Here is a 10,655-nt window from a genome sequence, read left to right as displayed (position 1 = left end):
ACCATAAAGCACGGATGACTCTTCAGCGCAAAGACACTCGTTCAGCGAAGCGAAGACTAATCGCTTTGTCTGGGAGAGAAAGACGGTTTATCGCTGATGTGAACCACCAAATCAGTAAGGATATTGCAAAGCCTCACACCCTGATTGGACTAGAAAATTTGACCGGAATCCGGGAAAAAACTAGAACTAAATCGGGTAAAAAGGCAAGCAAGAAGAGACGCAGAGCCAATCGAAACAAAGCTAAATGGTCTTATGCCGAATTGCACGGATATATTGACTACAAAGCTAATCTAAATGGTTCGTTAGCAACTAAAGTTCCGGCTCATTATACGTCGAAAAGTTGTCCTAAATGCGGACATACTTCGGATGCTAATAGACCGAACAAAGGACTATTGTTTCGATGCGAATGTTGTAATCATGAGTTACACGCTGATTTGATTGGTGCGCGAAATATTGCAATGAGAGCGTTGCTTGTCCGGCAAGACTGGATGAGTACGGGGAGCTTGTCAGCATCCCCTAATGTATCGAGCGGTGAAACTAAAGCTGAAATTCTTTCTAGATTCTCGGAATTGCGGTGGAGTTCAGATACAAGCCCACACCTCCGGAGGTACTCCGCTTGGTGATGGGTAGTTGACTACCGTTTACTTAAGGCCGAACAAGTTGTAAACTGGGTATTCCGTGCGCGATCGCAGATAAATTTGTAGTAGTGCCCCCGTGCCTACCCCCCTATCTATCGGGCTCTTCAAGGGGGAAAAACCCTACAATAATGATGCAAATGATGCGAGGATTGCTATACCGTCTTTTTTACTGGGAGTTAAGCAGGACTAAAGTCCGAACGATCGAGCCGGGACTTCAGTCGTCTTTTTTTACTGGGAGTTAAGCAGGACTAAAGTCCGAACGATCGAGCCGATTGTCACCTATTCAAAGCATAGACATCTTTGCCGCGCCCGATCGCAAATTTCAGCGAATGAGACAAACCCTTGCTAGACAAAGTAACAAAAATCAGGAAAGCTAACACACTGACTGCCGCAGCCAAACCAAACATATTTCTGTAGCCGACTTGTTCAGCAGCAAAGCCTAAAATCGGGCCAGCCAGCGCAATTCCCAAATCAAATCCGCCAATACAAAGCGAAAACAATCGACCTCTTTCTTGAGGTTCGCACCTGTCCGACATCAGCGTCACCATCATCGGCAAAACCGTACCGCCTGCCGTACCTTCAACCAAAGCCGCGATTAAAAAAGCACCGCTGGTGTTAGCAAAATACAACAATAACATAGACAGGGCGTAACAGATCAAGCCGCCAGAAATAAACAAGCCGCGGCCGTATTTGTCCGAAGCCCGTCCCGTCACCAAACGCATACCGAAACTGGCGACAGCCGCCGTCGAATAAAATAATCCCGGATTCAAATTAACCTTAGTTTCTTGGATAAACAAAGGCATGAAAGTGCTCAAAGTTCCGAATACCAAACCCACCAGCAATAACACCAAAGCCGGAATCCGCACCCTTGGATTCCACAGCATTTGCCAGTATTTTTGGGTGTTTTTGTTTTCAGATAGCGAGTCAGATTTTGTTAACTCAGCAAAATTAGGTTCCGCAATTTTGCTGGTGAAAAATACACCAATTGTGGCGAAAGTTGCCGACATCGCAAACAAAGGAGTATAACCAACCCCAGCTTGCACAAATCCGCCAATCGCCGGGCCAAATGCCAAACCGATAGGAGTTACCAAACTCATGTAACCGATTAATTCGCCCCGTTTTGCCGGCGGTGAAAAATCAGTCACTAAGGCGCTGTAAGCTGTGGTAAAAGCAGCGATGCTAATGCCGTGAAAAACCCTGATAAATAACAGTAAGGGAATAGATTTAGCGAACAGGTACATTATAGGGGCGATCGCAGCAACTGACACTCCTATCAGTAAAACTTGTTTTCGCCCCGTGCGATCGGCTATTTTGCCCAACTGCGGCCTCGAAAGCAAAAGCCCGATCGCAAATGCACCCATCACAAAGCCAATTTGCTGTTTTGTGCCGCCTACAGATTGAACGTACAGCGGCAAAGTTGGCAGCAGCGAAGCCAAACTCGACCAGAATAGCAAGCCTGCTGCAAATAAAGTCAGCAAGCTGCGTTTGCGTTGGGGTTCGATGTCCCTAAAAATATTCAAGATGCGAATTCCCGTAAAACCTTCGGAGTCCACTCAAGCTAATACCAATTCTCGCCTCCAGAAAGCAACAATCCTGAGTGTTAAGTTTGTTTCCTGAAAGACTGTCCGCACCGGTGAGTCGCTGTAAAATTGTCGCTCTTTTTTGGGATTTAAGGGTAGCGACGCACCCTACAGCTACTGTTGCATGAGTTTTGAGAATTAGTATAAAGTCAAGTCTATCTATCATTGTGTTGCAATTTCTTAATATTTGCAACCAAAAAAGTTGATATTCTACCCACAGCCAACAGTAAACAGTCAACCGCCAACAGTCAACAGTCAACCGCCAACAGTCAACAGCCAACAGTCAACAGCCAACAGCCAACAGTCAACAGTCAACCGCCAACAGCCAACAGCCAACAGTCAACAGTCAACAGCCAACAGTCAACAGCCAACAGCCAACAGCCAGCATTCTTACCAATTAACCTCTGCCCTTTCCTCTATCACCCGGTGATAAACCCACTCGGTTTCCATCGCCAACTTCGGCCAACTAAACCGGCGTTCCAAATCCTCATAAGCATTGTCAACCAACCACCGCGCGTAACCCGGATTTTTCAGCACTTCCAAAATTCCCCAGGCCAAAGAATCCCGATTGTTTGCTTGAGTGACAACCCCTGTTTTTGTATGCTGCACCACTTCCGGCAAGCCGCCCGTATTGGAAACTACCACCGGCACCCTGGCTGCAAAACTTTCTAACGCTACAATCCCAAAAGGTTCGTAAAGACTGGGGAAAACCGCGCAGTCAGCCACCGTCTGGAATTTGTCGAGATGTTCCTCAAACATGAAGCCAGTAAAATAACACTTATGCCAAATTCCTAAATGCCAAGCCTGATGTTTGAGATAGTCTGTATTGCCGCCGCCAATAATCACAATTTTAGCTTTCCCACCCATTTCCCAAATTACTTGAGGTGCAGCATTCAGAAATACCGAAATACCTTTTTCATAGCTAATTCTTCCTACATAATAAACTATTTTTTCGTCGTCTGCTGCAAATTGACGGCGGAAGTTCATCGCGTCAAATTCGTGCCACCTGGGCTTTTTTTCGGCTCTAATTCCGTTGTAAATTACCTCGATTTTGTTCCACGGAGTCGATAGTACCCGTTCGGCTTCCCGCCGCATATAGTCGGTGCAAACAATTACCCGCCAAGCGTTGTAAGCGAGGTCGTTTTCCTTGTTGTTAATGTAGCGCTGTCCTTCGTTGTGGATGCCGTTGAAGCGCCCGTATTCGGTGGCGTGGATGGTGGCAATTAGCGGGATTTTAAAGGTGTGTTTGAGGGCGATCGCCGCATCTCCCACTAACCAGTCGTGAGCGTGGATCAGGTCGAAGGGGCCTTCTTCCAGTATCAGTTTGCCGCCTAGGTGGCCCATACTTTGGTTGAGATTCGCCACCCAGTGAAAAAAGTCCTTGGCGTGTCCCACTACCACCCGGTGTACCTGTATTCCTTCTACCACTTCATACATCGGCGCGTGCCCGAACTCTACTGTAATTAAGTGAATCGAGTGGCCTAGCTTCACCAATTCTGGATACAGTTCCGATACGTGGCGGGCGATGCCGCCTACGATTCTGGGAGGAAATTCCCAGGCTAATACCAAAACTTTCATATTTCTGTGCTCCCAAGAATTTATATATCTTAATGTTGATTGTTGACTATTTTATTGTATAATTGCATACCTGATTTTTTAGGAAAGGCAAATTTAGGCCCGAAGGCTGACAGGATGGAAAATTATGCAGAAACCGGGTGTTTGCAGGAATTGCTCGATCGCCCTCCGGCTGCCTCCAAAACCCGGTTTCTGCAATAGTTGGGCTGCGCCAGTTTCGGGCGATCGCGCGATCGGGCTTACCCTTGCTTCAAAATCGGTTCTAATTCCCGGCGAAAACTCATCCAAGCAGCCGCCGGTGCAGAGTTGGAAGCAGCACCCTTACGCATCAAAATCGCGCCGTCTTCAAAGCCCACAATTCCGTATTCTCCTGATTTGGACATTCGATCGATCTGCGGGACGATCGCCTGCAACTGTCCCCGTTCCCGGCGAAACGCAGCTTGATACTGCTGCAACTGCCACATATCGGCAATTACATATTCCATTTTCACCGCCTTCCCCGCATCGTTGCGGAGTTCAAACATCGGAAACCGGAGAATTTCCCGGCGGCTTGACAAAATCGGCACAATATTATTTGTTGCAGACACGCTAGCATCCGCAGGAATTTGAGCCAAAAGTGGCCGGACTTGAGAAACGTGCTGCCACTGTCGGAGCAAAGGAACCTGCACCCAAGGATCGATCGCATCGGGTAAAATCAAAGAAAAAGTCCGGTTTGGGTTAGACGTGAAGGTAAAAAATAGCGACAAGCAAATGCAAAACCCCCAAAAGCGGCGAAACTTTGAAGACGAAGGGAAAGGCAAAACTGCTGAAGGAAAACGCAAAATTGTTTGTTCTCCCCTCTTAATTTTATCCTCTTCCTTTTGGCGATCGGCCCACCACAAAATCGCCCCGTAAAACAGCCCTGGAACCACCGTCATCGCATAGCGAATATTAATCGCCAGCACAGACTCTCCTTTGGCTAAAAATAGCTTCAGCAGCGGAAATCCAGCGATCGTCCAAGACGCAGGCGCGAAGGCAGGAACCAAAGCTAACGGCAACCACTGACCCAGCAGGTATCTAATCTTACCAAAAAACGGCGTAAATAGTTCCGTCACCAACCGGCCGGGATTGCTAACCATTCCCCAAATAATTTCCAGAGTCGAAGCTTCATCTCCATCGGCATATTGACCGAAGCGTTCCATCATAAACCGCTGGGAGATGTCAGCAGAAAACAAAGGCATAATCAGATTCGTCAGGACGATCATATAACCAAAACTGAGCGCGCAGACAGCTAAACCAGTCCGAGGATAGCGCCGGCTCAAAATTAGATAAACTCCCACGCCAAATAAAACAACTCCCCCATCTTCTCGCACAGCCAAAATTAAAGTTGCCAGAACCCCAAACATCGGCCACCAGCGCTTCTCCATCGCCAGCAGCAAGCTAAAAACATAAAGCGGAATTTGACAAACATCGTGAAAATTGCCCAAAGTCGGGCCGATAACCGCGTTAGCGCAGTAGTAGCTCAACACAATTGCCGCCGACAGCCGCGGTTCTAGATAGTGTCTGGCGAGAACCCAGAGCACTAAACCAGCCGCCGTAACTAAAGTCACCTGCAACACCGTCAAAGTGACAGGCGAGGGAAACAAGGAGTAAATAGGCAGCCACAGCATCAGTGCCGGGGTGAAATGCTGCCCCAATCGGTAATAAGATACCGACGGGAGCTCATTTTGGTGAACCACGTTAGTGGACAAAGCCGAAGACAGGGAACTCTCAAACAAGCGTCCCTGAGTGCCGTTCCAAAAAAGTTGATTGAAAATGCCTTGGTCGTATGTAGCGTAAAAGTTGTAGTAGCGATGCAGTGTCAGCAATAGGCATAGCACAAAAAAGGCGATCGCCACTTTTACCACCACCTGCAGCGATTCATTTTTCTTCCATCTCAAAAATGTCATGGGCCCGCCGTAATCAAATCATCGGACATTAGCATAAATCTAAAGTAAGTATTAAATTAAAGTAGAAGTGAAATAACTCGGCTCGGCAATGGTCAATTATTTTCACCAGATCGAAAAGCTCAACAGCGTCCATCCCGAACCCAGCACCAGCGACACCGACTGTTCTCCCGAACGGCCGGCCAATCCCGCACCGCTTTTGCAGCTTTTGCTGTTCGTAGACAAGCGTTCCTCCTCGCGGGAACAGACCAGACACATCCGCAAGTACCTCAAGGATTTGAAGGCAGAGTGCGACTTCGATCTTCAAATCATCAATGTCGGAGAACAGCCGGATTTAGCCGAACACTTTAAACTTGTAGCTACTCCCTCCCTGCTCAAAATTCATCCCGAACCCCGACAAACTCTCGCCGGCAGCAATTTGATCGCCCAACTAGAACAGTGGTGGCCCCGCTGGAAGCGTTCTGTAGAAGAATACGCAGCCCAGCAGCAGTCGGGCCCAGCTATGGCTGCTGCTGCTCTGGCCGACCCAAAACCTATCTATTCTGTTGCTTGCGCCACCGAGCTCGTGCAGCTTTCCGATGAAGTTTTTCGCCTCAAAAAGGAACAAGAACACCTGCAAGAGCAGTTGCAGTTGAAAGACCGGATTATTGCGATGCTGGCTCACGACTTGCGAAATCCTTTGACAGCCGCATCTTTGGCTTTGGAGACTTTGGACTCAACTCAGAAGGTTAAGGAGGGGCAAAAGTCGCTTTTGACACCGACTCTGGCGGCTCATTTGATGAAACAAGCCCGCCGCCAAATCCGAATTGTCGATCGAATGATTACAGATATCCTCGAAGCGGCCAGGGGCACAAACGCTCAACTTCACATTCAAGAAAAAAAAATAGAACTGGGAGGGATTTGTCAAGATGCAATCCTGCAATTTCAAGATAAATTTCAGGCGAAAAATTTGAAATTAGAAACAGACATTCCCGCAGATTTGCCCTTGGTTTATGCCGATCCCGATCGCATCAAACAAGTCATCGTCAACCTGCTCGACAACGCCAGCAAGTACACGCCAGAGCAAGGAACTGTTAGTATTTCTATGCTCCACCGCACAGCTTACAAGGTTCAAGTCAGCATTTGCAACAGCGGCCCTGGTATTCCTCAAGAAGATTGTGCAAGCATTTTTGAAGACAGCTTTCGGTTGCAGCGAGATAAATCAACAGACGGTTACGGCATTGGGCTGTCTCTTTGTCAAGGCATTATCCGCGCCCACTACGGTCAAATTTGGGTAGACTCTGTACCAGATCGAGGCACTTGTTTTCACTTTACTTTGCCGCTGGGGCGGTGAAAATTAGCAATTTAATATTATGTGTGAACTGGAAAATGGTAGAGAGGTTTTCGCGATCGCGCATTTGCCAGTTGGGCGATCGGCTGTGGTAAATTATGGATTGAAATTAAGGTACGACCGACAGTTTTACCAAGGTCAATTTCTATATGGAGGACTACCAGGAGCATCTCATATTTTTGCAAAAATATGAGATGCTCCCCATTAGATTAGCAAAAAAGACATCTCCTAAAAAGGCTTTTAAGAACAGGCAGGATGCCTGTTCCACAATAATTATGGGATTAGATTAGCAAAAAAGACATCTCCTAAAAAGGCTTTCAAGAACAGGCATCCTGCCTGTTCCACAATAATTATGGGAGATGTCTAAAGGCTATAGAATGGAGCATTCCAGTCGGATCGATATCAGTGCTACAGTTTCAAGCTGCACCATACTCAGTGTAAGGCTCTAGGATTATTCCCTACTACAGCAATGACACAAACTCTTCAACGCTTAACTCAATATCTCGAATTATTGCTCTTAACGTTCCTTTAGCAATCTCTGAGTGGTCGGGAACAACAACTTGGGCAAACGGTTCATCTCTTCGCATGATAATGTGAGTGCTTTCTCGCCGTTTTTGATAGAAACCTATTTTTTCTAGAACCTGGATACACTCTTTCCCCGAAATACTAGGCAACTTACTCACACGACCACCAAGAATGTTTCAAAATTGTCTTCTGGGACAGATAACCCATCCTCTTCCAGCGCCGTCACGTAGCCGGAGATTGCTTCCTTGATGTTCGACAGAGCCTCCTCTTTGGTTTTTCCTTGGCTATTACATCCCTTTAAACTCGGACACTCCACAACCCAATAACCATCTTCATCTCTATATAAGATTACCTGTCTTGTCTGCTGGCTCATAGGTGCAAACCATATAGTTGTTTCTTATTTTATCCCTGAACGATCGACTTTTACCGATTCATAGGGTTGGATGAGAATTTCAGCCGGAATCCTAACTCTTGATTCAGCTTAAGCCGATCGATTCTCAAGCAAAGTGGCGATAATCTGTTCGTTGGCTTTGGGGAAAGTAAACTGGTGAATTTCGTCGAGTGACACCCAGCGAATTTCATCGCACTCGATCGTTTGCGGTTCCCCGCTGACGTGGCGGCAGTGGTGTACGTAGAGCCTAACTGTAAATTTAGTGTAGTCGTGGTCAATTGTAATCAGACGATCGCCAACTTCGACAACAATTCCCAACTCTTCCATAATTTCCCGCTGTATGCAAGCTTCGATCGTTTCCCCAGGCTCTATTTTACCGCCCGGAAACTCCCAAAAACCCCCGTGCATTCCGTGTTGTCGGCGCTTGTCAATCAAAATTTGTTGTCGGTCGTTCCAGATTACAGCAACGCCGATAACTTTGTGGGGCACAGGAGAAAGAGACATAGTTATTGGTTATTGGTTATTGGTTATTGGTTATTGGTTATTGGTTATTGGTTATTGGTTATTAATATTACGCCAAATCAGGAGACGGCATTTCTGTATCCCTACAATATTATTGGGGTACGGATACAGAAATGCCGTCTCCTCCGTTGCTATCATTTCGCTCGTGCAACCGGAATTGATATGACAACTCACAACTGCCAACTACCAACTGCCAACTAACAATAGCCCCCCATCTTCCGAGGGGGGCTTGACATTTGCAGAGCTTAAATGTTAGTAACCGACTAATCTTCCGAGCCGTGTCTCTCACTGGCTTGTATCGACTTTTCAAAAGTCATGCGCTGTTCGGCATTTTTGAGAAAATAACCGCTAATCATGGCCGAGGCGAGCAATCTACCCAAATGTTCGCGACTGGTAGTCACTGTCACCCCGAAATGTTCCGAAGGCAAATTTCCCAAGAGTCCGACAATATTTCGCTCCATTACTTGAAACACTTCATGAGAAGTCGGTTTAGACAACTGAGAAACAGTGTCGGGAGCCATTGACTGCACGTATTGCCATAATAAATTGGCATTTTCTCCGTCTTCTTCAAAAAATTCTGGGGATTTATTAGATGAATTACTCACGAGTACCTCCGTTTCAGAGACAGCTTATTATTTTAGATGCGGGCGGTTAAATTAAATAACCTTTACCTTATCCGATCGCTGTTGATCTTTATTACTAAGTAATTACTAATGTAGCAGGACAGTCGGCACAACCGAGTGAGCACAACCGAATTAAAGGCGACGGTTTTTACTATTTTAGATTGGGGATTGGCGATCGGGTGTGTCCGGGCGCAATCCCCAATCTAGCTAGCTGGCGAGATAATCGTTGATATCTTGCTTGCGCTTGCGGAGTTTGGTCAAGGCTTCCCGTTCGATTTGCCGCACCCGTTCCCGACTGATGTTGAGACGATCGCCTATTTTTGCCAAAGTTAAGGTTTGACCGTCTTCTAAACCGAACCGCAAGGCCAGCACTTGTCGCTGTTGCTGAGTCAGTTCCGCCATCAGGTGATCTAAGTCAGTCCGCAGGGAAGATTGCAGGGCAAAATCTTCTGGGGTAGTACCGGTATCTTCCAACAAATCGCCCAACTCAGTATCTTGATTGTCTCCCACGCGCAAGTCTAGGGAAAGCGGGAGGCGCGCGCGATCGAGATATTCGCGAATTTGCTTGGGAGTCAAATCTAACTCAGCAGCCAACTCAGCAGAAGTAGCCGCGCGGCCGAGCTGTTGAGCTAGCTGGCGCTGAGCTTTTTTAATTTTGTTGAGTTTTTCGGTAATGTGGATCGGCAGGCGGATGGTGCGACCTTTTTCGGCGATCGCCCGAGTAATTGCCTGACGAATCCACCAATAAGCATAAGTTGAAAATCTGTAGCCCTTTGTCGGGTCAAATTTTTCGACTCCCCGCTGCATCCCGATCGTCCCTTCCTGAATGAGGTCGAGTAAATCTACGTTGCGCTTGATATATTTTTTGGCAACAGACACTACCAGGCGGAGATTTGCTTCCACCATTTGGCGCTTGGCCCTTTCGCCGTGGTCGATCGTCCGCTGCAACTGCGCCTCAGACAGCCCGACTGCCTGTGCCCATTCAGCCGCCGTCGGGTCGCGGCCTAACTCTTCGGCTAAAATCTTTTTCTCCTGATGCAGTGCGGCCGATCGCTGTACCTGTTTCCCGTAGAGTATTTCTTGCTCATGGGTCAACAGGGGAACGCGGCCGATTTCCCGCAAGTAAGCACGAACAGAATCTGTATCTGAGGACTTAAGAGTTTTCATGAGCTTTTCCCGCTGAGGATCTTTGCCTATAAAGGTTTGCGGTAGTTGCAAACCTTTAGTTTTAGTTGAGAAGGAAAACGGGCGGGGATTTGCGCTTTCCTTCCATTTAAAGAGGCTTCGTTTTATGGTAGCTAGCTGCTACTCCCACTCAGCACCGTCTCAGGTTAGGTTTTGGTTGGGGGGTGCAAAATACTACTTATGTTAAGAATCTTAACATTTGTGAGAGCGGTTAGCTACATTTCTTTACATTTATTTCATGCAAGGCTGCACAGTTGGTACGAGAGTACCCGCAAACTAATTTCAGAGTTGCATCGTGTTAAACAAAATCCCGGAAATCTCAGAGGGGGAGAGGGAGATGGGGAGAGGGGGAGATTGGGAG

14 protein-coding genes and 1 pseudogene are annotated in these 10,655 nt (G+C 47.2%); 6 read left to right on the top strand and 9 right to left on the bottom strand.

Translation table 11 applies throughout. The features are described from left to right. Nucleotides 1-14: 14 nt before the first annotated feature. A complete protein-coding gene (locus tag WBA89_RS12380; protein ID WP_424406758.1) occupies nucleotides 15-623 on the top strand; it encodes an RNA-guided endonuclease InsQ/TnpB family protein in 609 nt (202 codons plus the stop codon). A 290-nt stretch (nucleotides 624-913) separates the two neighbouring features. Here WBA89_RS12380 and WBA89_RS12375 read toward each other — a convergent pair whose 3' ends face one another. Next, a complete protein-coding gene (locus WBA89_RS12375; protein WP_424406756.1) occupies nucleotides 914-2,158 on the bottom strand; it encodes an MFS transporter in 1,245 nt (414 codons plus the stop codon). A gap of 247 nt (nucleotides 2,159-2,405) precedes the next feature. Here WBA89_RS12375 and WBA89_RS12370 point away from each other — a divergent pair, with 247 nt between their 5' ends. Continuing rightward, nucleotides 2,406-2,648: a hypothetical protein gene (locus WBA89_RS12370; protein WP_424406752.1), complete on the top strand. Its 243-nt coding sequence runs from the start codon at nucleotides 2,406-2,408 to the stop codon at nucleotides 2,646-2,648. Here the strand turns inward: WBA89_RS12370 and WBA89_RS12365 are convergent. Next, nucleotides 2,609-3,796, bottom strand: a complete 1,188-nt coding sequence (locus WBA89_RS12365; protein WP_424406750.1) for a glycosyltransferase family 4 protein — start codon at nucleotides 3,794-3,796, stop codon at nucleotides 2,609-2,611. The genes WBA89_RS12370 and WBA89_RS12365 overlap by 40 nt on opposite strands. 54 nt (nucleotides 3,797-3,850) lie before the next feature. Between WBA89_RS12365 and WBA89_RS12360 the strand changes: the two genes are divergently transcribed. Then, complete coding sequence (locus WBA89_RS12360; protein WP_424406748.1) at nucleotides 3,851-3,994, top strand: hypothetical protein; 144 nt, start codon at nucleotides 3,851-3,853, stop codon at nucleotides 3,992-3,994. Nucleotides 3,995-4,032: 38 nt separating this feature from the next. On the opposite strand, the gene WBA89_RS12355 is transcribed toward WBA89_RS12360, so the two are convergent. Then, nucleotides 4,033-5,721: a DUF2079 domain-containing protein gene (locus WBA89_RS12355; RefSeq protein ID WP_424406746.1), complete on the bottom strand. Its 1,689-nt coding sequence runs from the start codon at nucleotides 5,719-5,721 to the stop codon at nucleotides 4,033-4,035. An 88-nt stretch (nucleotides 5,722-5,809) separates the two neighbouring features. Between WBA89_RS12355 and WBA89_RS12350 the strand changes: the two genes are divergently transcribed. Beyond that, nucleotides 5,810-7,051: a histidine kinase gene (locus WBA89_RS12350; RefSeq protein ID WP_424406744.1), complete on the top strand. Its 1,242-nt coding sequence runs from the start codon at nucleotides 5,810-5,812 to the stop codon at nucleotides 7,049-7,051. 17 nt (nucleotides 7,052-7,068) lie between these two features. On the opposite strand, the gene WBA89_RS12345 is transcribed toward WBA89_RS12350, so the two are convergent. The 4 genes from WBA89_RS12345 to mutT all read right to left on the bottom strand — a co-directional run bounded on the left by WBA89_RS12345 (nucleotide 7,069) and on the right by mutT (nucleotide 8,468). Next, on the bottom strand, nucleotides 7,069-7,218 hold the full coding sequence (locus tag WBA89_RS12345; RefSeq protein WP_424406742.1) for a hypothetical protein: 150 nt from the start codon (nucleotides 7,216-7,218) through the stop codon (nucleotides 7,069-7,071). Nucleotides 7,219-7,509: 291 nt separating this feature from the next. Continuing rightward, nucleotides 7,510-7,731, bottom strand: a complete 222-nt coding sequence (locus WBA89_RS12340; protein ID WP_424406740.1) for a type II toxin-antitoxin system HicA family toxin — start codon at nucleotides 7,729-7,731, stop codon at nucleotides 7,510-7,512. After that, nucleotides 7,728-7,946: a type II toxin-antitoxin system HicB family antitoxin gene (locus WBA89_RS12335; RefSeq protein WP_424406738.1), complete on the bottom strand. Its 219-nt coding sequence runs from the start codon at nucleotides 7,944-7,946 to the stop codon at nucleotides 7,728-7,730. The genes WBA89_RS12340 and WBA89_RS12335 overlap by 4 nt, the downstream gene beginning before the upstream one ends. A gap of 108 nt (nucleotides 7,947-8,054) precedes the next feature. Next, on the bottom strand, nucleotides 8,055-8,468 hold the full coding sequence (mutT, locus tag WBA89_RS12330) for an 8-oxo-dGTP diphosphatase MutT (RefSeq protein WP_424406736.1): 414 nt from the start codon (nucleotides 8,466-8,468) through the stop codon (nucleotides 8,055-8,057). Here mutT and WBA89_RS12325 point away from each other — a divergent pair. Continuing rightward, complete coding sequence (locus tag WBA89_RS12325) at nucleotides 8,422-8,652, top strand: hypothetical protein (RefSeq protein ID WP_424406754.1); 231 nt, start codon at nucleotides 8,422-8,424, stop codon at nucleotides 8,650-8,652. The genes mutT and WBA89_RS12325 overlap by 47 nt on opposite strands. A 97-nt stretch (nucleotides 8,653-8,749) precedes the next feature. On the opposite strand, the gene WBA89_RS12320 is transcribed toward WBA89_RS12325, so the two are convergent. Continuing rightward, nucleotides 8,750-9,091, bottom strand: a complete 342-nt coding sequence (locus WBA89_RS12320; RefSeq protein WP_194009546.1) for a DUF760 domain-containing protein — start codon at nucleotides 9,089-9,091, stop codon at nucleotides 8,750-8,752. A gap of 225 nt (nucleotides 9,092-9,316) precedes the next feature. Further along, on the bottom strand, nucleotides 9,317-10,276 hold the full coding sequence (locus WBA89_RS12315) for an RNA polymerase sigma factor, RpoD/SigA family (RefSeq protein WP_424406733.1): 960 nt from the start codon (nucleotides 10,274-10,276) through the stop codon (nucleotides 9,317-9,319). Between the two features lie 198 nt (nucleotides 10,277-10,474). Between WBA89_RS12315 and WBA89_RS12310 the strand changes: the two are divergent. Beyond that, nucleotides 10,475-10,655: pseudogene (locus tag WBA89_RS12310) on the top strand (hypothetical protein); the annotation flags it as partial.

The organism is Microcoleus sp. (assembly GCF_049646505.1).
Taxonomy (GTDB): domain Bacteria; phylum Cyanobacteriota; class Cyanobacteriia; order Cyanobacteriales; family Microcoleaceae; genus Microcoleus.
The sequence above is the reverse complement of the archived record's forward strand: the minus strand, read 5'-3'. Positions and strand labels throughout refer to the sequence as shown.